General features: G+C 69.0%; 18 protein-coding genes and 4 pseudogenes. 8 read left to right on the top strand and 14 right to left on the bottom strand.

Annotated elements, in window-relative coordinates; translation table 11 throughout:
• Positions 1 to 153: 153 nt before the first annotated feature.
• The 4 genes from ACIRRY_RS36670 to ACIRRY_RS36655 form a co-directional block, all read right to left on the bottom strand.
• Entirely contained in the window at positions 154 to 1305 is a 1152-nt protein-coding gene (locus ACIRRY_RS36670) for an ABC transporter substrate-binding protein (protein WP_403981633.1), read from the bottom strand.
• Positions 1306 to 1442: 137 nt separating this feature from the next.
• The gene (locus tag ACIRRY_RS36665; RefSeq protein WP_403981631.1) at positions 1443 to 1823 is read right to left on the bottom strand and encodes a nuclear transport factor 2 family protein; all 381 of its coding nucleotides are present in this window, start codon (positions 1821 to 1823) and stop codon (positions 1443 to 1445) included.
• 30 nt (positions 1824 to 1853) lie between these two features.
• A complete protein-coding gene (locus tag ACIRRY_RS36660) occupies positions 1854 to 2264 on the bottom strand; it encodes a nuclear transport factor 2 family protein (protein WP_403981628.1) in 411 nt (136 codons plus the stop codon).
• A gap of 2 nt (positions 2265 to 2266) precedes the next feature.
• Positions 2267 to 3073 (bottom strand): MBL fold metallo-hydrolase, encoded by an 807-nt coding sequence (locus ACIRRY_RS36655; RefSeq protein ID WP_403981625.1) that lies wholly within the window; start codon positions 3071 to 3073, stop codon positions 2267 to 2269.
• Positions 3074 to 3627: 554 nt separating this feature from the next.
• Between ACIRRY_RS36655 and ACIRRY_RS36650 the strand changes: the two genes are divergently transcribed.
• Positions 3628 to 4065 (top strand): MarR family transcriptional regulator, encoded by a 438-nt coding sequence (locus ACIRRY_RS36650; RefSeq protein ID WP_359430993.1) that lies wholly within the window; start codon positions 3628 to 3630, stop codon positions 4063 to 4065.
• An 864-nt stretch (positions 4066 to 4929) separates the two neighbouring features.
• Here ACIRRY_RS36650 and ACIRRY_RS36645 read toward each other — a convergent pair.
• Positions 4930 to 5883, bottom strand: coding sequence for an ester cyclase (locus tag ACIRRY_RS36645; protein ID WP_403981622.1), 954 nt, complete (start codon positions 5881 to 5883; stop codon positions 4930 to 4932).
• 473 nt (positions 5884 to 6356) lie between these two features.
• Here ACIRRY_RS36645 and ACIRRY_RS36640 point away from each other — a divergent pair, with 473 nt between their 5' ends.
• From ACIRRY_RS36640 to ACIRRY_RS36630, 3 genes and pseudogenes are all read left to right on the top strand, one after another.
• Positions 6357 to 6887: a SigE family RNA polymerase sigma factor gene (locus tag ACIRRY_RS36640; RefSeq protein ID WP_403981619.1), complete on the top strand. Its 531-nt coding sequence runs from the start codon at positions 6357 to 6359 to the stop codon at positions 6885 to 6887.
• Positions 6884 to 7669: a hypothetical protein gene (locus ACIRRY_RS36635; protein WP_403981616.1), complete on the top strand. Its 786-nt coding sequence runs from the start codon at positions 6884 to 6886 to the stop codon at positions 7667 to 7669. Before ACIRRY_RS36640 ends, ACIRRY_RS36635 begins: the two co-directional genes overlap by 4 nt.
• Positions 7670 to 7754: 85 nt before the next feature.
• Positions 7755 to 9413 (top strand): annotated as a pseudogene (locus ACIRRY_RS36630) (non-reducing end alpha-L-arabinofuranosidase family hydrolase).
• Between the two features lie 91 nt (positions 9414 to 9504).
• Here ACIRRY_RS36630 and ACIRRY_RS36625 read toward each other — a convergent pair.
• Together ACIRRY_RS36625 and ACIRRY_RS36620 are read right to left on the bottom strand one after the other, a co-directional pair.
• Entirely contained in the window at positions 9505 to 11193 is a 1689-nt protein-coding gene (locus tag ACIRRY_RS36625; RefSeq protein WP_403981613.1) for an RICIN domain-containing protein, read from the bottom strand.
• Between the two features lie 396 nt (positions 11194 to 11589).
• Complete coding sequence (locus ACIRRY_RS36620; protein WP_403981611.1) at positions 11590 to 12495, bottom strand: LysR family transcriptional regulator; 906 nt, start codon at positions 12493 to 12495, stop codon at positions 11590 to 11592.
• 146 nt (positions 12496 to 12641) lie between these two features.
• On the opposite strand from ACIRRY_RS36620, the gene ACIRRY_RS36615 reads away from it, so the two are divergent.
• From ACIRRY_RS36615 to ACIRRY_RS36605, 3 genes are all read left to right on the top strand, one after another.
• Positions 12642 to 13760 carry a PrpF domain-containing protein gene (locus ACIRRY_RS36615; RefSeq protein WP_403981608.1) on the top strand — a complete coding sequence of 373 codons (1119 nt, stop codon included), beginning with the start codon at positions 12642 to 12644 and terminating at the stop codon, positions 13758 to 13760.
• Positions 13757 to 15154, top strand: a complete 1398-nt coding sequence (dctA, locus tag ACIRRY_RS36610) for a C4-dicarboxylate transporter DctA (RefSeq protein ID WP_403981606.1) — start codon at positions 13757 to 13759, stop codon at positions 15152 to 15154. Before ACIRRY_RS36615 ends, dctA begins: the two co-directional genes overlap by 4 nt.
• 614 nt (positions 15155 to 15768) lie before the next feature.
• Positions 15769 to 16032, top strand: a complete 264-nt coding sequence (locus ACIRRY_RS36605) for a hypothetical protein (RefSeq protein WP_403981603.1) — start codon at positions 15769 to 15771, stop codon at positions 16030 to 16032.
• Positions 16033 to 16124: 92 nt separating this feature from the next.
• Here the strand turns inward: ACIRRY_RS36605 and ACIRRY_RS36600 are convergent.
• Positions 16125 to 17050 (bottom strand): annotated as a pseudogene (locus ACIRRY_RS36600) (NmrA family NAD(P)-binding protein).
• Positions 17051 to 17082: 32 nt separating this feature from the next.
• On the opposite strand from ACIRRY_RS36600, the pseudogene ACIRRY_RS36595 reads away from it, so the two are divergent.
• Positions 17083 to 17379, top strand: a pseudogene (locus ACIRRY_RS36595) (IS481 family transposase); the annotation flags it as partial.
• A 152-nt stretch (positions 17380 to 17531) separates the two neighbouring features.
• On the opposite strand, the gene ACIRRY_RS36590 reads toward ACIRRY_RS36595, so the two are convergent.
• The 6 genes and pseudogenes from ACIRRY_RS36590 to ACIRRY_RS36565 form a co-directional block, all read right to left on the bottom strand.
• Entirely contained in the window at positions 17532 to 18110 is a 579-nt protein-coding gene (locus ACIRRY_RS36590; RefSeq protein ID WP_403981601.1) for an HAAS signaling domain-containing protein, read from the bottom strand.
• Positions 18111 to 18473: a PadR family transcriptional regulator gene (locus ACIRRY_RS36585; protein WP_403981598.1), complete on the bottom strand. Its 363-nt coding sequence runs from the start codon at positions 18471 to 18473 to the stop codon at positions 18111 to 18113.
• A 159-nt stretch (positions 18474 to 18632) separates the two neighbouring features.
• A pseudogene (locus ACIRRY_RS36580) lies at positions 18633 to 18988 on the bottom strand (MerR family DNA-binding transcriptional regulator).
• A gap of 135 nt (positions 18989 to 19123) precedes the next feature.
• A complete protein-coding gene (locus ACIRRY_RS36575; protein WP_403981595.1) occupies positions 19124 to 20110 on the bottom strand; it encodes an ABC transporter permease in 987 nt (328 codons plus the stop codon).
• Positions 20107 to 21036, bottom strand: a complete 930-nt coding sequence (locus ACIRRY_RS36570; RefSeq protein WP_403982003.1) for an ABC transporter ATP-binding protein — start codon at positions 21034 to 21036, stop codon at positions 20107 to 20109. Before ACIRRY_RS36570 ends, ACIRRY_RS36575 begins: the two co-directional genes overlap by 4 nt.
• A 4-nt stretch (positions 21037 to 21040) precedes the next feature.
• Complete coding sequence (locus tag ACIRRY_RS36565; protein ID WP_403981592.1) at positions 21041 to 21478, bottom strand: GntR family transcriptional regulator; 438 nt, start codon at positions 21476 to 21478, stop codon at positions 21041 to 21043.
• Positions 21479 to 21680 lie beyond the last annotated feature (202 nt).

The raw sequence follows: 21680 nt of genomic DNA, 5'->3' as shown, positions 1-21680 counted from the left end.
CACCCGATCACGAAACCGCACTGGAGTACTGGGGAGGAGCGTCGGCAGGGCCGGAGTCGCTGATTGTGTTCGTCGCCTGTATGACGGCCAGGAGTTGCCGGGCCGCCGGCCCATCGCGCGGGGAGTGCGGGGCCGGGCGGCGCCGGTCGGCGGTCAGGCTCCGGGGTGCAGTCCGAGCCAGCCGGGGCTCGGGTCGCCCTTCACCTCACCGAAGTACAGGGCGAAGGTCTGCTTCCAGCGCTCGATGGCCGCGCGGTCGGCCATGAAGCGGGGGAAGCCGTCGAGGTTGCCGTTGGGGTACTCCCAGACGGGCTTGAGCCCGGTCGGCGGGGTGACGTCGGTGCGGACCGACCAGCCGTTGGTGGCGGCCTTCTGCTGCTCGACGGAGAGCCGCCAGTTCAGGTACAGCTTGGCGGCGGTGGGGTTCTTGGCCTGCTTGAGGATCGCGGCCCGCTGTCCCCAGGACATGAACGGCGCCTGCTCGGGCAGCACCCACTTGACCGGCCCGGTGGACAGCGGCGCGCCGGAGCCGCCGATGCCGATGGCCTTCTGGCCGCTGGTGACGGCCGCGCTCGGGGTGAAGCTGCCGCGGGCGAACTGAAGGTCCTGGGTGGCCAGTCGGGCCAGCCAGTCCCAGCCGTACTTCTCCACGTAGAGGGTGTAGAGGTAGAGGACCGCGTCGTCGTCGTGCGGGTAGGAGGAGGCGATCTTCCCCTTCCAGCGGGCGTCGGCCAGGTCGAGCGGACCGCTGGGGATGTCGGAGCCGACCGCGGCGGGACCGTACATGTAGCTGAAGGCGCTGACCTGGACGGCGACCCACGCGCCGTGCGGGTCCTTGAAGGGGGCGTAGAGCTTGGAGAAACCGGCCGGTTTGTAGGCGAGCAGGCGGCCCTGCTCCTTCCAGCGCACGAAGTCCTGCACGGTCTGGAGCTGGACGACGTCGGGTATGAGGGTGTCGGTGGCGAACTGGTTGTCGACGCGGACGTCGTGGTACTTGCTGTAGTCGACGGCCACTGTCAGGTCGATGCCGGGGAACTGGCTCTTGAAGCCGTTGCGGATTCCGTCCGCCTGGCTGGAGACGTCGCCGCCGGCGTAGAGCACGAGCTTGCCGCCCTCCGCGAGGGCTGCCTGGTAGAGCTCGTCAAGAGTCCGCTTCTCCTCGGCGCCGCCCGTTGCCACGCGGCCCGCAGAGGCTTGGCCGGTGGCGGCCTGAGCGGGGGTGACGGAGGCAGCGGCGACACCGAGACCGAGAGCGGCGCCCGCTCCGGTGGCAAGCAGGCCGCGTCGGCTGGGAAGGCTGGTCATGGTGGGGGGAGCCTCTCTGTCCGTTCTGTTATGTACGGTTCTGTTCTGTTCGGTTGTCTGTGTGGTGCGGCTGGACCACGGCAGCGCAGCAGCACGGCGCCCGGGTACGGCACAGGTGCCGTGCTGCTGCTGTGGGGTCAGAACATGGTGTTGTCGTTGGCGCTCTTCTCGGGCACCTCCTGGATCACGTCCCAGTGCTCGACGATCTTCCCGTCGGCGACGCGCCAGAAGTCGGCGACGGCCATGCCCCGGTCGCCGGGCTTGAGGTGCAGGTTGCTGTGGGTGACCACCAAGTCCCCTTCGGCGACTGCCCTCTTGATGTCCAGGCGCAGGTCGGGGAACTGCCCGCGCAGCCAGTGAACGTAGCCGACGAAGGCACCCGGTCCGTCCTGCGCCTCGGGGTTGTGCTGGGTGTAGCTCTCGCCGAGGTGCGCGGTGGCGGCGGCCTCGGGCTGGTAGTCGTTGAACGCCTGCTCGTAGAACGCGATGACAAGCGCCTTGTTGTCGGCAGCGGACACTGGCTTCTCCTGACCTTCGAGTGCGGGGTTTTAGTTGGTCATGGCGTCACGGACGAGCGCGGTGTCGACGAACTGTTCGAAGCGGACGATGAGTCCGCCGCGTACGACGAAGTGATGCGCCACCCGGACATCGATCGGCCTCCCGGTCGCCTTGTTGGCCGCGGTGTAGCGGGCCAGGACGACGACGTTCTCGCCGTCGACGACGTAGGTGTCGTCGTGGGCGGTCCAGCCGTCCCACTCCTTGCCGAGCTGTTCCATGACGTTCGAGGTGACGCCCTCGGGGGTGCGGTAGGTCCCGGCCAGCGGGAAGCCGGCCATCTCCGTCCACTCCACGTCGGGGGCGAGGGTGGCGCGCAGGGCGTCCAGATCCCCGGCCGCGGAGGCCAGGTACTGGCGGCGTACGACGGCGGCGGGCGCGGTGGAGGTGGCGAACTCGCTCATCGTCAGCCCCACTTCATCTCGCCCTTGGCGACCTTCGCACCGATCTGGGCGGCGATCAGCATGCCGTTGTCGGGATAGCGCGCCACCAGCGCCTCGGTGAGTGCCGCGCCGTCGGCCGCCTTGCCCAGCTCCTCCTCGAAGGCGAGCAGGTAGTCGCGGGTGGCGGTGATAGCGGAGGCGTCGGCGGCGGTGCCGGGCAGGCGGTGGCCGGGGACGACCAACTGCGGGTCGAGGGCGGTCATTTCGTCGAGCAGGTCGATCCAGGCGGCGCGGTCGCCGGGGGTGGGGGTGTCGGCGACCCAGACGTGCTCCTGCTGGAAGAGCAGGACACCGCCGAGGAGGGCGCGGGAGGCGGCCTGCCACAGGTAGTGGCGGTCGGGCAGGGAGGCCGGGCCGCCCTTGAGCTCGAAGCGGTGGCCTTCCAGGGTGAGGTCGCCGGTCAGCGGCTCCAGGTCGACCAGCCGGGTGGGGAGGTTGGGGCCGAGGGCGGCCCAGGCCTTGAGCTTGCCCTCGTAGGAGTGCGCGATGTGCTCGATGACCAGCGGAGTCGCGACGAACTTCGCCTCGGGGAACGCGTCGGCGATGACCTCGGCGCCGAAGTAGAAGTCGGGGTCGGCGTGGCTGATGAAGACGGTGGTCAGCGTCTTGCCGGAGTCGAGGATCTCGGCAGCCAGCCGGTGGCCGTCGGCGCGGGTGAAGGCGGCGTCCACCAGCAACGCCTCGTTCTCACCGGTGACAAGGGTGGCGGTCTTGTTCTTGCTGCCGGCCGGGAAGTCCAGGTCGAGGATCTTGAAGGAGAGAGTGCTCATGCGTGCTTCCTCGGGTGAAGGGTGATGGTCGGGGGAATCGCCTCGCGGCGAGGTGTACGACGTGAACCGGATCGAGGCAGGCAGCCCGTGTCGAGCAGGGGTTCAGCCTTGGGCGCCGTGTACATCGCCGATGCAGGGACTCAGGCGGGCCCTGCAACGGTCGAGGGCGGCGCGGCTTCTTCGCGAACGCGTTCTTGAGGCAGTCGTCCTGCCCAGACCTGTCACCGCCGGTGAAGACGACGTACCGGCCGCCTTCGGCCACGGCCTGCCGGTACAGCGCCCGCAACCGGGCCTCCTCGCTTGAGCCGGTCCGCTCGGCGGTGGAGGAGGTGGCGGCGTCCGCCGAAGTGGGTGCCGCAGACAGGCCGGACGCGAGGACGCCGTCCATGGGAGCTGCGACGCCGGAGGCGGCCAGGACGCGCTTTCCCATGGGTGGGCTCCACATCTGTGGGGTGGACACGGTGAAGTATCTGCCGACGCAGACAATATATCTGCTGCAACAACTGTTGCAACGGCAGATTCTTCCATGCCTGTCCTTCTGTCATCCTTGAGGAGTGAATGAACAACTGCTGAACGATGACGACGTGACGCTCTTCGGTCTCTTCGTGGAGGCCCACAGCCGTATAAAGCCCCTGGTGAACCGCGATCTCGATATACCGCAGACCTGGTTCGAAGTGCTGCTGCGACTGGGCCGCACCCCCGGCCACCAGCTCCGCATGACGGACCTGGCAGAGGCCGTGTCCTTCAGCTCGGGCGGCTTCACCCGGCTCGCCGACCGCATGGAAAAGGAAGGACTCATCCGCCGCGACCCCGATCCTGCCGACCGACGAGCCGCACTCGCCGTACTGACCGACAAGGGCGGTCAGGCGCTCGACCACGCACTGACCGCCCACGTCTCCCACCTGCGCAACCACCTCGCCGGACCACTCTCAGCCGAGGACCGCCGCCACCTCGAGCGCATCCTGCGCACGCTCCGCGACGCGAACGCGTAAGTTCCTGTCCTTGATCCTGATCACCGTCGCGGGAACGGCCGCCGCCAGAGCCTGCCCTGGCTCCGCATGACGGTTCCTCAGGTGCTTTTGATCCCTGGCCGTGAGGTGTGTGCGGGCTGGATCATCTGGGTGGCGGGGGCCGACAGGACGGCTCGGCGGTATCGCCAGGAGTGCGGTGGTCCGCTGCCGTGGACGATGGCGGCGAAGGCGTCGGCAGACCGGTGAGCGAGTCATCGCGATGCAGCGTGGCGAGCAAGCGGAGTGCCCGGTATGTGGCAGGTCGCGGACGGTGGGGGTGGAGCGGTCGAGGACGGCTGTGTACCGCTCGGACCGTTGCCGGGTGCGGGCATGCCGTCAGCGACGGGCTTCTCGGAACGGCGTTACGGAAACGCCGCGGCCGAACGCGGTGTTCGGCGTCCTGCCGGCGGACCGATCTTGGCGAGCACGCTGCGGTAGCCGCGTCCCGGCATCCTGAGCCCCGCTGGGCCTACGACGGCCGTCACGACCGGTGCCGTACGCCCAGCTCCTCGCACTGATCGAGGCCGCGTCCAGGCCCAGCCCCAGAGCCTCACCGACACCCCCGACCACGAGGTCACCCGTTCCTGCACGGGCGCCGCTCCCCCCTCCCCGCCGCGGCCCGTCAAGGTCACCGACGAGCGGGGCACCGTCCTGGCCGCCGCGGACGGCGGGGTCCTGCGCCTGCGCCGCGTCCTGGACCCCACCGCACCCGGCATCCGCCCCGAGACGGCGGCCGGCCGGGTCGGCTGCGCCCGGGAGGCGGCCGACGGCACCCACGCCCGGGCGGTGTTCGCCACCGTGCGCACCGACCGGCCGGCACGGGGCCGACGGGCGGGGCCCCGGCCTCTAGAACATGCCGTTGCCGTTGGCGGAGGTCTCCGGGACGTTCTGGATGACGTCCCAGTGCTCGACGATCTTGCCGTTCCGCACCCGGAAAAGGTCCAGGATCGCCGTGCCTCGGTCTCCCGGATAGTTGACGTAGTCGCTGTGGATGGCCACCAGGTCGCCCTCGGCGATGATCCGCTTCGGGGTGACCGTCAGCTGCGGTGCCGAGGCGAAGTAACCGCCGAGGCCGGCCTTCGCGGCGGGCACGCCGCTCTGCATCTGCGTGTTGTGCTGGAGGTAGCCGGGGTCCCAGTAGCGGTCGAGGGCGGTCAGGTCCTTGTGGACGATGAGCTCGTCGAAGGCCTTGACGACCAGCGCCTCGTTGGCCTGGGTGAGCCGGTGGTCCAGGGGCTGCGAGACCTGCGGCGAACTCAGCGTGGAGAACATGTCGTTGCCGCTGGCCGTGGTGTCCGGCACGTTCTGGATCACGTCCCAGTGCTCGGCGATCTTCCCGCCCTGGAAGCGGAAGATGTCGATGACGGCCGCGCCCTTGGTGCCCGGGACCAGCACCACGTTGGAGTGGAGCATCACGAGGTCGCCCTGCGAGATGACCCGCTTGACGTTGTAGCGGGCGTCGGGGAACTGCTGGTGGATCGAGGTGGCCAGGGCCTTCAGGCCCGCCGCCCCGTCGGCCGCGGTCGGGTTGTGCTGGATGTAGTCGGGCCGTACGTAGCGGTCGACGACCGCGGTGTCACCGTGCTCGAACACCCTCTTGGTGACGGTGATGGCGATGGTCTTCTGGTAGCCGAGGCGGGCGGCATCGCCGTAGCCGCCCCGGCTGTGCGCCGTGTGCCCGGCGGCCGGGCCGTGCGGGGCCGCCACGGCGGGTACGGCGGTCGCGCCCAGGACCGCGGCGGCGGCGAGGAAGGCGACGGCGGCTCTGCGGGCGGGAGTGGTGGGGGCAGTAAGGGGCATGGTGCGCTCCAAACGTCTCATGCGTGCGAAACCAGGGAGTAACTTGAAGTTTCAAACTCTGCATCGGCAGACAATCACCGAGAGGCGTCCCTGTCAATCACCTTTGCCGCCCCTTGGCGTTCCTTGACCATTCTCGACGCTCCTGCCTGGAGCGCAGGGTGAAGGTGCTGTCCTTGGCGAGAGCCGGCGTGCCGGTGCCGGACACGCGAAGGGCTCCTTCGCCGTGCTGCCCGCCGGGCGCCGGGAAAACAGCGTCGGGGGCGGCAACCTTCTCGCCCTCTATGGCAACTGGGAGCCGGAAGGTCGAGTCGAACAACCGGATGGACGGGCATGGCGGCAACGAAGCACGCCGCGCCGCAACCTTGCGCGACCGCCGTTCGAATCCCGGGCCCGGCACTGCTAGGCTGCGTCCTCCATTGTTGTTGAATATGCAACCAATGCGCACGTCATGGCAAGGAGAGGGCGACCGGGGGATGGTCCTCGATGACGCGTCCGCGGAGTTCCACGAATTCTTCGAACGCCACTACGCCGAACTCGCCCGTCTGGCACACCTCCTGACCGGCGAGTCCGACGCGGCGGACGACCTCGCGGCGGATGCCCTGGTCGCCCTGTGGCAGCGTTGGGACCGGTTGCGGCAGGCCGACCACCCGCTCGCCTACGCCCGCGGTGTGGTGGCCAACCTGGCGCGGGGACGGATCCGCAGCACAGTCCGGGAGCGACGCCGCATCACACGGTTCCGGTCCCGCGGTCCGGAGAAGGTGGAGGGGCCGGACACGGCGGCTGTGCTGGATGTCCGCGCGGCGCTCGCCCGGCTGCCGTACCGCAAGCGCGCCTGCGTGGTGCTGAGACACGCCCTGGACCTGTCGGAGAAAGAGACGGCGGCAGCGCTGGGCATCTCGGTCGGAACGGTGAAGAGCCAGACCTCGAAGGGAATGGCCGAGCTGGAAAAGCTCCTGGGCGCACACGCGGCCGGGGACCTGGTGCCAGGGAGGAGGAACCGGTGAACGAGGAGATCGACCGTCGGCTGCGCGAGGCCGCCGAGGCCCACCGGCCCGACCGCGCGCGGATGCTGGCCCGGGTGGAACGCGGCATGGCCGGCCCCGCCGTCCGTCACCGCGCGCGACCGTTCGCACGGTCCGGGACCAGGGTCGCCCTCGCCGGGCTCGCCGCCGGCGGCATCCTGACGACCGGCGGCCTCGCCGTCGCCGCCATCGTCGCGACCCCGCCGCCGACGCCCACCGTGACCACGCCTGCCACGCCGTCCCCGACCGTCAGCTCCCCGCACCCGACATCGGCCCGCCCCACCCCGGTCGCGCCGCCCCCGGTCACCAGCCCGGGCAGCTCGCGCCCGACTCCCTCGGCCACCAGCCCCTCGCCGACCGCCGACGAGAGCCGGAACGGGCCGCTGTGGTCGGCCGGTTCGCTGGATCCGAAGAGCACTGTCTACTGGACCCAGAGCAACCTCGTCCTCAAGGCGACCCAGCCGCTCACCTCGCTCACGGTCGAGATCCGCATCGTGCAGACCGGCGGGGCGAAGAGCACCGGGACCTGGCAGACCCTGCCGGGTGACGACTTCACCGTCACCGTCCAGGAGGTCGGCGGCGCGCTGGTCTACCGCTGGGTCCTCAAGCCGGGCCTGACCGTGCCGGCGGGGAACCATGAGTTCGCCGCGCAGTTCAACAACGGCGCGGGCGGGCACAGTGCCGCGGGCGACGGCTACCGCGTCGGCGCGCGGGGTTCGGGCGGTTCCGCGTCGGTCCGGGGAGGGTTCGTCCCGACACGGTGAACGCCGCTGAGCGGCAACCTTTGTGGGCGTGGCGGCAACTGGCGGGTGACCGGGACCGGATCAAGTCCCGCTGTGCCAGAAGGCCATGCCGTTGTCAGATCAGAACCGCTCTCATCGTCGCCGCCCGGCGATCCGCCGCGTGATCGCCGCCTCCGTGGTCCTCGCCGCCGCGGGCGCCGCCGTACCACTGGTCGCCCTGGCCGCACGCACGCCGGAGGCCGCCGCACCGGCCACGGCCGCCGACGCGGCGGCCGGCAGCGGCCGTTACTTCGGCACGGCAGTGGCCGCGGGCAGGCTCGGCGACTCCACGTACTCCGCCGTTCTCGACCGAGAGTTCAAGATGATCACCCCGGAGAACGAGATGAAGTGGGACGCCATCGAGCCTTCCCGCGGGTCGTTCACCTTCGCCGCCGACTCGATCGTCAGCCACGCCTCCGCGCACGGCCAGCGCCTGCGCGGCCACACCCTGGTGTGGCACTCCCAACTGCCGGGCTGGGTCAAGTCCATCACCGACGCCGGCACCCTGTGCACGGTGATGAAGAACCACATCACCCAGGAGATGACCCACTACAAGGGCAAGATCTACGCCTGGGACGTGGTCAACGAGGCCTTCGCCGACGGCGGCAGCGGCCGGCACCGCAGCTCCGTGTTTTAGGACGTGCTGGGCGACGGCTTCATCGAGGAGGCCTTCCGTACCGCCCGGACCGCCGCCCCCTCCGCCAAGCTCTGCTACAACGACTACAACATCGAGAACTGGTCCGACGCCAAGACCCAGGGCGTCTACAAGATGGTCAAGGACTTCAAGGCGCGCGGCGTGCCCATCGACTGCATCGGCTTCCAGAGCCACTTCGCAAGCAGCGGCCCGCCGGCGAGCTTCCAGACCACCCTGTCCAACTTCGCCGCGCTCGCCGTGGACGTCCAGGTCACGGAGCTCGACATCGCCCAGGCGTCCGCCACCGCGTACACCAACGCCGTCCAGGCGTGCGTGAACGTCGCTCGCTGCACGGGCATCACGGTATGGGGCATCCGCGACAGCGACTCCTGGCGCACCAGTGAGAACGCGCTGCTGTTCGACGCGGGCGGCACCAGGAAGCCCGCCTACAGCGCCGTACTCACCGCCTTGGGCAGCACCGGGAGTACCGGCAGTGGCGGCACACAGGCCGGGGACATCACCTCCGGCACCGTCTACACGCTCTCCAACGCGGCCGCCGGACGCGTTCTCGACGAGCCCGCGGGACAGAGCGACAACGGCACCCCGCTCCAGGTGTGGGACGCCGGCGGCGCCTCCAACCAGCAGTGGCGGGCGGCCCGGAACAGCGACAGCTCCTACACCCTGACCAACATCGCCAGCGGCCGGGTGGTGGACGAGCCGGCCAACCAGACGGCCAACGGGACGAGGCTGACGGTCTGGGACACCAACGGCGGTGCCCACCAGCACTGGAAGGCCCACCGGAACAGCGACGGCTCCTACACACTGACCAACGTCGCCACCAGCCTGAACGGTCCGTGGACCCCACAGGCCGCCACCGAGTCCAACCCCTTCGCCGGCAAGGCCAACAGCGGCGCCACCTGGACCAACGACATCAGCCACGGCGACCTGGTCCGCAACAACCCCGACCAGACCATGACCATCGACCCCTGCAACCTGCAGTTCCTCTACCAGGGCAAGACCCCGAACACCCCGCCGAGCACCTCCTACGACAACCTGCCGTACCGCCCCGGCATCCTCACCCTGAAGCGCTGACCCGCCTCCCGGAGTCTCCAGCCCGACGAAGATGACGAATGGCGCCCCCATCGAAGAGATGGGGGCGCCATTCGTGGTGAGTGCTGCGCCGCTACTTAAGCGCTGTACCACCCGAGTTGTGATAGGCGATCGTCTTGTTGATCAGGTTTCCGCCGTCGGACTCGACCGTGGTCTGTTCGTCCTGCCCTGCACCGAAGAACAGGCCGGCGACGTGGGCGTTCGCGACCTGGTCCATGTGGGCGAAGAACCAGTCCACCTTGTCGTCCTTGTAGTGGTTGCGGGTGTTGTTCTGCGCCATGTTGCCCAAGGGGATCTGCCACAGGACCACCGGCTTGCCCACGGACTCGGCCATCGTCCTGTAGAACTTCAGCGCGGCGGCGGCCTTCTGGTCGTTCCAGAAGTGGTCACTGCCGCCGTGGGCCGACTGCGCGTACCAGCCCGCGTCGCGGTCCGACACATCGGTGGCCAGGAAGTCGGCGTTCTTCGCCCCGAAGCTCGCGTAGTCCTTGACGCACGCCTGCGTGTTGGTCTCCCAGTCGAAGCAGGAAAGGTGTATCCCCGCGGCGGTGTTCGGCGCGTACTTGTGCGCCATCGAGATCAGGCACTGGGCGAGTCCGGCGGCGCTGTTCTCCTGCGATCCGCAGTCCTTCGGATTCGCGCCCGAGACCTGTGCGGGAACCTGGTGCGGATCGCCGAGCGAGCGGACGAAGCCCCAGAAGTCGGGCTCCAGGTCGATCGCGTCGTGCGACGTGCCGATCTTCTGGAGGAAGAAACGGTAGTCGTTCAGGTAGCGGGTGAGCAGGTCGAGCCGGTTGATGGCCTTGACCTCGCCCGGACCGTCGCCCTCGCCTGCCGCATCCCCGAGGTCGCGCAACGAGTACCAGGTCCAGAGCATCTTCTGCGGCCGCGGGCTGCCCTTGTACGTCGCATGGGCCGCCACGTCGTCCCGCCAGGTCACGTACGTGCCGGGCGCCGTGGTGCTGCCGTTCCAGCAACCCCACCAGCCCGACCACCCGTCCTGGCATTTCGCTGCCGTGTAGTAGTCCGACGAGGGCGCGGGCTGGCTGTGCACATAGGCGTAGCGCGCGTCGAACGGTGCGGCGGCCGCCGAGGCGTCGGACATCGAGCCGCCGATGAGCACGGTGTCACTGCCCATGAACCGCTTCGCCGAACCACCGCTGCCACCCGCGGGCGACGAAGGCGAAGGCGATGGTTGATTGTGGCTCGGAGTCGGGCTTGCGGGAACGCCGCCGGCCGGCGCGGTGGGCGTACCGCCGCCGCCGACACTTCCGGCCGGGACGAGTTGCCACTGCTGATCGGCGCCGCCTTGGTCGCGGTTCTGGACGACGCCGCCCCCGTCGGCCTTGGCGGCGTTGCGGACACCGACAGCCATGCCACTGAAGCGATTGACCAAACGCACGTATCCGTTGGACGACTTGGCCAGCTTGAACTGCTGATTCCTGCCGTTCAGGTCTTTCCACTGCACGAGTGCGGAGCCCGCGGTCTTCGACCGGCCGAGGTCGTCCAGCACCTTGCCGGAGGTCCGGTTCTTCAGCCGGTAGTACCCGTCACCCGCGTCGATGAACTGCCACTGCTGGTTGGCCCCGCCGTGGCGCGCCCACTGCACCACCGCCGCGCCGTCGTTCTTGGCGGAGCCGCGGTCGTCCAACACTTTGCCGCTGTTGCGGTTGACCAGCACGTACCACTTCTTCAGATCCAGGGTTTTCTGGTCCGCCGAAGCCTGGCTGACCACGACAGCCGAGCCGGCCACGACCACCATGGCGAGACCCGCCCAGAGTCCCCGACGCGCGAGCAACCGACGACCACGATGCCTCGGACGACCACCGCGCGTGGGTGGACCGGGGACATGTCTGTGCTCTCGTTCCAGGGACATGCCTGTGCTCTCTTTCAGCTGTTGCATCTGACCGGACCACTTGGCCGGACAACGCTGAGTGGTCCGAGAGGCCGAAAAAGGTTGCCGCGAAGAGCCACAGTTTTGTCTCGCCTTGACCGCTTCCCGTTCGCTGCGGAGTGCGGCACGGCTGACGTCGGCGGTGGCGAACGCCTGATGGCCGCTCCCGGCCCTCGCCCGCAGGCGAGTTCACGGGCCAGGGCCACGACGGAGAGTTCGGCGGGCCCGCGCGACGGTTCCATGACCGGTGGGCGTGGTTCGGTGTCAGAGGGTCCGGGCCGCAGCGGCGTCGCGGAGGAGTCCGGCGAAGGTCAGGGCGGCGGGGGTGAGCGAGTGGCCGGCCATGCGAACCAGGAGGATGCGGCGGACGGGGGCCGGCGGCTGGAGGGGCAGGACGTTCACGCCGGGTCGGATGCCCTCCAGGGCCAGCGTGGGAGCAAGGGCGACGCCGATGCCGGCGGCGACCATGGCCTGGGCCTCCTGGTAGTCGTGGGCCTCGTAGGCGATGTGGGGCTCGAAGCCGACGGCGCGGCAGCCGCGCACGAGGGCTCCGGCCACCGGGTGATGCTCGGCGCGGGTGATCCAGGAGTCGTCTGCGAAGTCGGCGAGTGAGGCGGCGTCGCGGCCGGCGAGTGGATGGTGGTCGCCGACGAGAAGGGCCGGCGGGTCATCGAGGAGTGGGGTGACGACGATGTCCTCCCGGTCGATTCGGCTCCAGTCGTAGTCCCACATCAGCGACATTTCGATCTCCCGGTTCTCCAGCATGGTCCAGAGTCCGGCGATGCGGGCGCTGCGGACGGTCAGCCGTACGTCGGGGTGAGCGTCCCGGAAGGCGATCACGGCCTGCGGGAGGAGCGAGGCACCGACGGTGGGGAAGGTGCCGATACGCAGGGTGCCCGCGCGCAGGCCGGCGAAGTCGGCGAGTTCGTTCTCCGCGGCCTGCAGTTCGCGTTCGATCCGTTCCCCTCGTTCGGCCAGGGCCCGTCCGGCGTCGGTGGCGGTGACGCCCCGGGCGTGGCGTTCCAGCAGGGGCTGTCCTGCCTCCGTTTCCAGACGGCTGATCTGCTGCGATACCGCTGACGGTGTGTAGTTGAGGGCGCGGGCGGTAGCGGTCACCGAGCCGCGCCGGGCGACCTCGGTGAACAGCAGGATGCGCCGGACGTCGAGCATGCCGCCACCTCCAGCGTTCACTTCAGCTTAATAGCCATGCAGATTTCCGAGATTGTACTTCACGCTGCCGTAACCCACCGTGGGGGACACCACGCACGGCGAGACCGTCGGTGGGCTTCCCCTTCCCTGGCTGTGAGGAGTCGGTTGTGCTGCGTCTGCAGGGCGAGATGATCCGCGGAGGAACCAGCAAGTGCTGGATCTTCGACCACCGCGACGTGGCCGCCACGGGCGTGGATGTCGATGCCCTGCTGCTCGCCGCCTTCAATGCCGCCGACCCCCGTCAGATCGACGGCGTGGGCGGCGCTTCCTCCACCACCTCCAAGGCAGCCGTCGTACAGGCGTCGACCCGACCCGGTGTGGACATCGAGTACGCCTTCGCACAGGTCGGCATCGGCGACGAACGCGTGGAGTGGGCCAGCAACTGCGGCAACTGCGCCACTGCCGTGGCCCTGTACGCCGTCCACCACGATCTCGTGCCGATCGAGTCGGACACCACCACCGTCCGGATGCTCAACGTCAACACCGGGGCCCGCCTCACCGGCACGATCCCCACCCCCGCGGGCGTGGCCCCGGAGGAGGGGAGGGCCGTGGTGCCGGGTACCTCGGCGCCCGGCGTGCCGGTCCTGCTCGGGTTTCAGGACCCGGCGGGCTCGACGACCGGCCGCGCACTGCCGACCGGCCGGGCACTGGACGAGCTGACCGGCCCGGACGGTCCCGTCGAGGCATCCCTGGTGGACGCCGGCGCTCCGGCCGCGCTGTTCGAGGCCAAGGCGTTCGGCCTGGACGGCACGGAGTCCCTCACCGGGTTCGCCACCGCCGTGCCCGCGCTGACACTGCTGCGCCGCCAGGCAGCGCTGGCCATGGGCCTGACCCGCGAGGGCGACCCGGTCAGCCATGCGGTGCCGAAGGTGGGAATCGTCGCCCGACCTGCCCCCTATCGCACCACACAGGGCACACTCGTCAACCAGGACGAGTACGACCTGGCCGTACGCATGGTCTCCATGCACGCCCCACATCCGGCGATCGGTCTGACCTCCGCCGTGGCTCTGGCCACCGCCGCCGCCACCCCCGGCACCCTCGCCCACCGCGTCGCCCGGCAGACCGCCGACGGCACGCTGCGCCTGGGCACCCCCGCCGGCGTGATCACCACCCAAGCCGTCCCCGCACCGGACAGCGCGTCCCCCACGGTGCTGCTGCACCGCGCCGCCCGGCGTATCGCCCGAGCCGAACTCCTCGTTCCCGTCCTGGAAGGACGCCCCGCATGAGCCGCAACGACGCCGCCCCGGGTACCGTCACCGCGCCACCGGACCGCCTCCGCCGGATGCTGTCCCACCTCTACATCCAGTGCTTGATCGCCGTCCTCCTCGGCGCCGTAGTGGGCTGGCTGTGGCCGTCTGTCGGCGCTGATCTCAAGCCGCTCGGCGACGGCTTCATCGCGCTGGTGAAGATGTTCATCGCGCCGATCATCTTCTGCACGGTCGTCCACGGCATCGCCTCCATGGGCAACGCCCGCGCGGTCGGCCGCGTGAGCTTGAAGGCCCTGGTCTACTTCGAGGTGCTGACCACCGTGGCCATGGTGATCGGCCTGGTCGTCGTCAACGTCGTCAAGCCGGGCAGCGGTCTGCACGTCGACCTCTCGACCCTGACCACCAAGGGCCTGCCGCCGGCGGCGACCACGGCTCACGAGGGCTTTGCCGAGTTCGTCCTCGCCATCATCCCAGCCACCCTGGTCAGCGCCCTGACCGGCAACGAGATCCTGCCGGTGCTGCTGGTGTCGGTGCTGTTCGGCTTCGGCCTGCACGCCAGCGGAGAGGCCGGCCTGGGCATCGCCCGGGGCATCGAGAAGTTCTCCACGGTCCTGTTCACGCTCATCCGCTGGATCATGCGGCTCGCCCCCATCGGCGCGTTCGGCTCGATGGCGTTCACCATCGGCAACTACGGCCTGGGCACCCTGCGCCACCTGGCCCTGCTCGTCGGCTCGTTCTGGCTGACCGCCCTCTTCTTCGTTCTGGTCGTCCTCGGGACCGTGATGCGCCTGAACGGACTGCGGCTGCTGCCCTTCCTGCGCTACATCAAGGAAGAACTGCTGATCGTCCTGGGCACGTCCTCCACCGAGCCCGTCCTGCCGCGCATGATGGGCAAGCTCCAGCACCTGGGCGCCTCGAAACCGGTCGTCGGCATCACGCTGCCCGCCGGGTACTCCTTCAACCTCGACGGCACCGCCATCTACCTGACCATGGGCTCGGTCTTCCTGGCCCAGGCCCTCGGCATCGACCTCAGCCTCACCCAGCAGCTGTCCATGCTCGCTGTCATGCTGCTCACCTCCAAGGGCGCCGCGGGCGTAACCGGCTCAGGCTTCATCGCCCTGGCCGCCACCCTCAGCGCCGTGCCGCACGTCCCCGTCGCCGCCCTCGCACTGATCTTCGGCATCGACCGGTTCATGTCCGAAGCCCGCGCCCTGACCAGCCTCGTCGGCAACGGCGTCGCCACCCTGGCCGTCGCCCGGTGGGAGGGCGAGCTGGACGAGGACCGCGCGAAGGCCGTCCTGCGCGGAGAGATCCCCTACGCCCCCACCCCCGCTCCCGCCGCGGTGACAGCCGAGCCCGAACCGACGGAGACACCAGCACCAACCCACGTCCCCGTCCCCGCCGCAAGCTGACGTCGCGCTGCGACAAGTGCGTGCCAGTCAGCGTGCGTGAGGGACAGTGCGGGCCCTGCCCGTCCACCAGGTCCTCGCCGGCAGTACACCCGTCATGGTCACGACTCAGAAGGTGCTCGTCGCCCGGCCGGGCGACGAGCCTGGGAGCCGGCTGCTGACCTCAGATGGCCACCCCCGACGATCACCGTTCTTGCACGAATCTGGCACCCGGCAATAGATCACCATGCACAGCAAAGAGGCCCAGGTCGCTGACCTGGGCCTTTGTCATGGAGCGGGTGACGAGAATCGAACTCGCACTCTCAGCTTGGGAAGCGACGGCGCTTGCCGAGATGGATAGCTTCTGACCTGGCCGTATGCACTCCGGCCCGGCACCGGGCACAGCGGATCGCGCCGTTGTTGACCGTGACTGACCGGTCTTAAGGGCACGCTATGGGCACGCCGCCCGGCCAGAGGCAGAGGGAGCCCCTGCACGGCGGCCGAGAGGCATTCTGAACCGCACCGGGTGCGAGTGCCGGTCGGCGGTCGCCGTTGCAGAAGCGCACGCCTGGGAGACCGGCTCCGAATGATCAGCAGTCGCTCAAATGTATGGATCGGCCTGATGTCCAACAGACAGGTTGATCCGGTGCGATGCCGCTGACCACGGCATCCTTCGACAGCACGACCGCCGCCGCCCAGGACTCAACCACCTGGCGTTCCACGTCGAGGATGCCGCCATCCTCGAGAAACTGACCGCCGACGCCGCTCAGCACGGCTGGCACCTGATGCTCCCCGAGCGGCATCCATACGCCGACGGCGCACAGCACTACGCCGCCTACCTGGAGAATGACGACGGCTTCGAGGTCGAACTCGTCGCGATCAAGTCACCCGAACGAAACTGAGATCAACTGATCCACAGGTCTTGACGATTACTCCAGGCAACCCGCCCTGACCAGCTAGTCATTCCCTACCGCACAGCGGGGAAACCTCACTTTCAGGCGGTGGACCGAAGGTGTTCCTGCGCCCACTGTTCAAAACTGGTCAGGTCGATGCCCAGCGCGCGCGGGCGAACTGCGGGCGGGCCGGCTGGCCGACCACATTCAAGAACTCGTGGGTGGCGCCCATGTCCGGCATGCCGGCTGCGAGGGCCTGGTCCTCGGTCATGTCCGGCGCCGACAGCGGGACCCCCAGAACGCGGGAGAGGATACCCGCGATCTGCGTCATGGTCAGGTAGTCGCTCGCGAGTTCCAGTTCCACGCAGTGGTACTTGTCGGGCGCGGACAGGGCGGCCGCGGCGGCACGGCCTACGTCCTGTGCCGCTACGAGGGCAAGGTGCGTGCTCGGTTTGATGACGGTGACCAGCCCCCCTTCGACTCCGCGGGGGAAGTAGAACCGCATGGACGGCTCGAAGTTCTCCATGAAGAACGCCGGTTTGATCAATGTCCAGCAGGAGAAGTCCAGTTCGCGCAGGCGGTTCTGGATGGCCGCCTTGGTCCCCAGTGGGGCTTCCATCATCGCCCAGCGTCCTTCGGCCCAGCCCGGGGCCTGGGTGTGCTGCCCCGCCCCGCTAGTCGAAGACTGGACGAACTGCTCGACCCCGGCGGCCCTGGCGGCCGTCATGAGGTTGTCCGCCTGGCTGACCTCGCCATCGAAGTCGACACCCTGCTCGGTGTATGCGGGCATCTGTACAGAGAAGACGGCCCGCACGCCGTCCACGGCCGCTTCAAGCGTCGCCGGGTCGGTCAGATCGCCCACGATCAGGTGGGCGCCGAGTTCTCTGATCGCCTGTGCCCGCGGTGTGTGCGGGTCGCGTACCAGTGCACGCACCGGTGTTCCCTGCGAGAGCAGGGCACGGGCGGTGGCCCCGCCTTGGCGGCCGGTAGCCCCGGTGACAAGGATCGGTATCGCAGCAGTAGTCATGAGTGCATCTCCTCAGCGATCAGGCACAGGCCGTGCCTGCCTCTACGGTTCATCACGCCCTGGCCCGCCATGAGCTGAATCGGTTGCGCTGGATGGACCGGCCCACCGGCCAGGTCATTCGGCGCTACCAGCGAGAGCGCCCCGGCAAACTGGTGCACGTCGGCATCAAGAAGCTCGGGAACATCCCGGACGGTGGTGGCCATCGGACCATGCCCCGGCAACAAGCCGCAGCGAACCGGCAAGCGGCAACCGAGGTGCGCCGGGGCGGCAGCCCCGTGATCGGCTGTAGCTTCATCCGCACCGCCATCGACGACCATTCGGTGCTGGCGGGCCCCTATGGAATATGGCGGGGTGCCAGGTGGCGTTGAAGACCGATGTGGCGGAACTGACAGACGGGGCCAGCCCGACGCAGGATGTCGTCGGAGACGAGGGTCAGGTGGGCCATGTCCCGCTCGGAGCAGGACCCGTTGGGGCGGGCCTTTCAGGCTGCGTGTGGGTGCAGGCGTGCGGCGCTGCGCCTCAGTCGGATGGCTCCGGTGAGCGGGATCACCATGGCGATCAGGAATGCGCCGATGAGTTCGGCGGCGCCGAGGCCGCCGGTGGCAGCGAACAGTGCGGCAGTCGCGGGTGTCACCAGTAGGGGTGAGAGGGAGCAGATGCCGCCCAGTTGCTTGTCCCGCCTGGTCCATGCTGTGGAGCGCCAGATCCGCACGGCGGCAGAGACGGCCAGTACGAGGCCGATGCCGAGGACCCAGAAGAACGGGGCAGCCAGAACCATCATGACCAGGGTCAGAGTGGTGCGCGCGTTGCTTTCCGGCTGCAGCGGGTTGACGCCGGGCTCTTCGGCGATCGCGGCGGCGGCGATCTCTCGGGGGGTGCCGAGCTTGTCCAGGGCCTGCTGGACCGTCGTGTTATCGGCGCCCTGCGCCAGCACAGACTCGATGTGCTCGCGCAGGTCTGCCACCAGGTCTCGGCGCCGGTCGCCGGACAGCACTGCTGCCTCTCTGTCGACCGAGGCCAGGTATGTGCGAACCAGCGGGTGGGTCAGGGGGTCGCTCATTTATTCAGCTCCAGAAACGAGGAAACGGTCGACAGCATCACGGAAACTGGGCCAGTGCCTGGAGAACTCGTCCAGGGCTCGTCGACCCTGGTCCGTCAGCTCGTAGTACTTGCGAGACGGCCCGCTGGCCGACTCCACCAGGAACGTGTCCGCCAGGCCGCTTCTGCGCAGACGGGACAGCAGCGGATACAGCGTCCCCTGGCTGGTCGCCATGACCGGCGTATCCGCAAGGACCTCCAGCAGCTCCACCCCATAGCGGGGCCCGTCACGCAGCAACGCCAGGACGCAGTACTCCAGCACGCCCTTGCGCAGCTGGCTCACACCGCGGGCGTCCTCGTGATTGCTTGCTTTGCCAGCTACCATGCAATGCATACTATGCGAGCGTGTCAACCCCGACACTGGCGACCTCGCATGATCGAGAGTCGCGCATCCCTTGCCCGATGAGGGCTCGTAGTCACCGTGTGTGGCCGTGGGGAGCGTAGCGACTCCAGGTTCCTCCGGCTTCTGCGACGAGGCGGGCGTTCAGGCCACTGGGCGGATCCGACCACCGGTCGTCTCTCGCAACGCGGCTTCCATCCGGTCACGGGCCTCGGTCTGGGCAGCGATCCGTTCATTGAGGACCACCAGCCGTTCCAACGCGACCCGCCCGCCCTTGTCCGAGGGCCGTGCGGCGGCCACATCGCCCTCCAGGCACGGCAGGAACACCCGCACGTCGTCCAGGGTGAGCCCGGCGGCCAGATATTGCGGGCCCGCACCACCGCGCGCTCGTCGTAGACGCGGTAGCCGTTGGGGGTCCGCTGCGAGGAGATCAGTCCGGCCTGCTCGTAGTGCCGCAGCCCACGGGCGCCGGTTATCCTGGCCAGCTCACCGATCCGCACCCCTCCCACCTCCCGGGCCACGGGCAACGCCCTTTGCCTTGGCCACTCGTTGGTGCTTGTGGTCCGAGCCCACCATTCGGTGACCTCTCGACACGTCCGAGCCGTCCCAGCTCCCGCACAGACCGGGAGCGGCTCTCAGGCGAGGCGCTTACGGCCCCAGAAGAAGAGGAACACCGTGACAGTGGCCGTCAGGACCAGCAGGATCGACGCGCCGAACCACTGCAGGCCGTTCATCTGGGAGACCGGCAGGTAGTCGACCGACCAGCCGACGACATCGGCCTTCTTCATGCACAGGTCATGCGCCTGTTCCGTCTGTGCTTCATTGCAGGTGCTCCAGCCGAGGAGTTTCCCGTCGCCGGTGATGTACGGGGGGTTCGACCAGTTCACCTGGTGCGCGCCTGGGGGCAGCGTCGGCATCACGTGTTGGAACGAGACGCCGTTGTTCGTCGTGATCGTGACGACGTTGGCGAGCGACAGCAGGAAGTGCGCCAGGAAGTGGGACCAGGCAATCTGGACGACGACGGTGAAACCGAGGGTGACCACCATGGCCACCAGCGTGCGGCGCAGCACCACGCCGATCGCCACCCCGCCGAAGACGGAGAAGAGGGCAAGGGCGACGGGCACAGGCCCCGTGTTGTTGAAGATGGGTCCGGAGGTCCACTCCGAGCCCGTGGACTCGTCGTAGAGGTTCCACCACCACCCGAACCCGACCGACAGCGCGACCGTGCTGACCACGACCACCAGCGCGGTCAGGGCCAGTTTCGTGGTCAGCCAGCGAGTCCGGCTCACGGACTGGGTGACGACCAGCTTGGCGGTGCCGTTCTCCAGGTCGCCGGCGAACAGCGGGGCACCGAGGAAGACACCGAGCAGGATCGGCATCAGCCGGAGTCCCGTGGACGTGGAGTCGTACCCGGCGGTATGCAGCTGGGAGCGCTGGAAGACGATGTACGCCACGGCGAGCGCGGAGGCGCCGAGGATGGTCCAGAACGCGGCCCGGTGCTGGCGCCAGACCAGCCAGGTCATGCCCTTGAAGGGCTGGGGGAGTCGGGGGAGTCGGCCGGTGCCCGTGGTGCCCGGGGCCGTGGAATTGGTCGTCGTCGAGGTGCTGGTGAGAGAGCTCATGCTGCCACCGTCCGGGTGTTGTACGCCTGGTCCTGGACCTGGGCGGTGGGGGTGATCAGAGATGGTGCGTCGGGTGAGCGGAGATAGGCGAGCAGGAGTTCTTCCATGGTCGGGCCGTCCGTCTCCCAGGGACCGGTGGCCGGGTCATCGGGGCGGATCAGGGCGGTGAACTGCCGGCCGCTGATCCGGGACTCGACGAGGGGGTGGTACGCGAGGGAGGCGGGCAGGCCCTCGCCGTCCTTGGTGCCGGTGACCATGGTGTGTACGGACAGCAGCTCGTCCACGTCTCCGGCGAGGCGTACTCCGCCGTCGGAGAGGACGACCAGGTAGTCGCACACGCTCTCCAGTTCGGCCAGGACGTGGGTGGACATCAAGACGGTGGTGCCGTGCTCGGCAGTCTCGGCGAGGATGGTGCCCATCAGTTCCTGGCGCGCGACCGGGTCGAGGTCCGACATCGGCTCGTCGAGCAGCAGCAGGTCGGGGTGCTTGCCGAGGGCGACGGCGAGGGCGACGCGGGTGCGCTGGCCGCCGGACAGGGCGCCGATCTTCGCGTCGAAGGGCACATTGCCCGCGCGGACGATGTCCTCGGCGGCGCGCTGGTCCCAGCCGGGGTTCAGTTCCTGCCCCAGCCGCAGGGTCTCAGCCACGGTGAACCGGCGGAACAGGGGCTTCTCCTGGGCGAGGAACGAGGTGCGCCCCGAGTCCACCGAGCCCGGTGCCGCGCCGAACCCGCTGAGCCTGCCCTCCGTCGGCTCCAGGACGTGGGCCATGATGCTCAGCAGCGTGGTCTTGCCCGCCCCGTTGGGACCGACCAGCCCGCAGATCCGTCCCGCCGGGAGCCGGAAGGAACAGTCCTTCAGTGCCCATCCCCGGCGGTAGCGCATCCCCAGGCCGTACGCCTCAAGTGCCGACTCCCCCGCGTACATACCGTCACTCACCAGTGCTCCTAGTTGTCGTGGCCGCCGTCTCCGTACCGGCGGCGTACTGCTTCTCCATGGCCGAGGCGACCAACGCGGCCACGTCCTCCTGCTCCAGACCCGCCTCGGCCGCCCGGGACACCCACGCCACCAGCTCCCCGTACAGCGGCGAGTCGGTGCTTGCCGAGGGGCGGGCCAGCGTTCGGCGTACGAACGTGCCCTGGCCGGGTCGCGGTTCGACCAGGCCCTCACGCTCCAGCTCGCGGTACGCCTTGAGGGTGGTGTTCGGGTTGACCGCGCTGACCTCGGCGACGTCCTTGGCGGTCGGCAGCCGGTCGCCCGGCACCAGTACGCCCAGCCGCAGGGCCTGCTTGGTCTGCTGCACGATCTGCTGGAAGGCGGGGACTCCGCTCCGCCTGTTGATGCGGAACTCCACGATTGCCACCACCATTTCACTACTCGATTAGTGGAATGATGATGGAGGGGTGCGCGGGTGGTTGTCAACGGCGATCGGATGCGAATCGACCAGCGGATGAAGGGCTGGCCGGCCTTGCTGAGGCGAGTGGTGGCCGTCCGGATGGCGAAGTCCTCGTCGTCACGACCGAGCAGGCCGCCCCCGCCCGGCAAAAGCTCTCGTGACGCCCAACCAGGCC

Source organism: Streptomyces sp. NPDC101776, from assembly GCF_044766845.1.
Lineage (GTDB): Bacteria > Actinomycetota > Actinomycetes > Streptomycetales > Streptomycetaceae > Streptomyces.
This window is presented reverse-complemented; position numbering and strand designations above follow the sequence as displayed.

What these genes read in the sequence shown, in the direction of transcription:
- ACIRRY_RS36625 (WP_403981613.1), bottom strand. Translation starts at nt 11,193, where the DNA reads ATGGTGGTCGTGGCCGGCTCGGCTGTCGTGGTCAGCCAGGCTTCGGCG.
- ACIRRY_RS36590 (WP_403981601.1), bottom strand. Translation starts at nt 18,110, where the DNA reads ATGAGCGACCCCCTGACCCACCCGCTGGTTCGCACATACCTGGCCTCG.
- ACIRRY_RS36565 (WP_403981592.1), bottom strand. Translation starts at nt 21,478, where the DNA reads ATGGTGGTGGCAATCGTGGAGTTCCGCATCAACAGGCGGAGCGGAGTC.
- ACIRRY_RS36660 (WP_403981628.1), bottom strand. Translation starts at nt 2,264, where the DNA reads ATGAGCGAGTTCGCCACCTCCACCGCGCCCGCCGCCGTCGTACGCCGC.
- ACIRRY_RS36620 (WP_403981611.1), bottom strand. Translation starts at nt 12,495, where the DNA reads ATGCTCGACGTCCGGCGCATCCTGCTGTTCACCGAGGTCGCCCGGCGC.
- ACIRRY_RS36570 (WP_403982003.1), bottom strand. Translation starts at nt 21,036, where the DNA reads ATGTACGCGGGGGAGTCGGCACTTGAGGCGTACGGCCTGGGGATGCGC.
- ACIRRY_RS36575 (WP_403981595.1), bottom strand. Translation starts at nt 20,110, where the DNA reads ATGAGCTCTCTCACCAGCACCTCGACGACGACCAATTCCACGGCCCCG.
- dctA (WP_403981606.1), top strand. Translation starts at nt 13,757, where the DNA reads ATGAGCCGCAACGACGCCGCCCCGGGTACCGTCACCGCGCCACCGGAC.
- ACIRRY_RS36585 (WP_403981598.1), bottom strand. Translation starts at nt 18,473, where the DNA reads ATGGTAGCTGGCAAAGCAAGCAATCACGAGGACGCCCGCGGTGTGAGC.
- ACIRRY_RS36670 (WP_403981633.1), bottom strand. Translation starts at nt 1,305, where the DNA reads ATGACCAGCCTTCCCAGCCGACGCGGCCTGCTTGCCACCGGAGCGGGC.
- ACIRRY_RS36655 (WP_403981625.1), bottom strand. Translation starts at nt 3,073, where the DNA reads ATGAGCACTCTCTCCTTCAAGATCCTCGACCTGGACTTCCCGGCCGGC.
- ACIRRY_RS36640 (WP_403981619.1), top strand. Translation starts at nt 6,357, where the DNA reads ATGGTCCTCGATGACGCGTCCGCGGAGTTCCACGAATTCTTCGAACGC.
- ACIRRY_RS36645 (WP_403981622.1), bottom strand. Translation starts at nt 5,883, where the DNA reads ATGCCCCTTACTGCCCCCACCACTCCCGCCCGCAGAGCCGCCGTCGCC.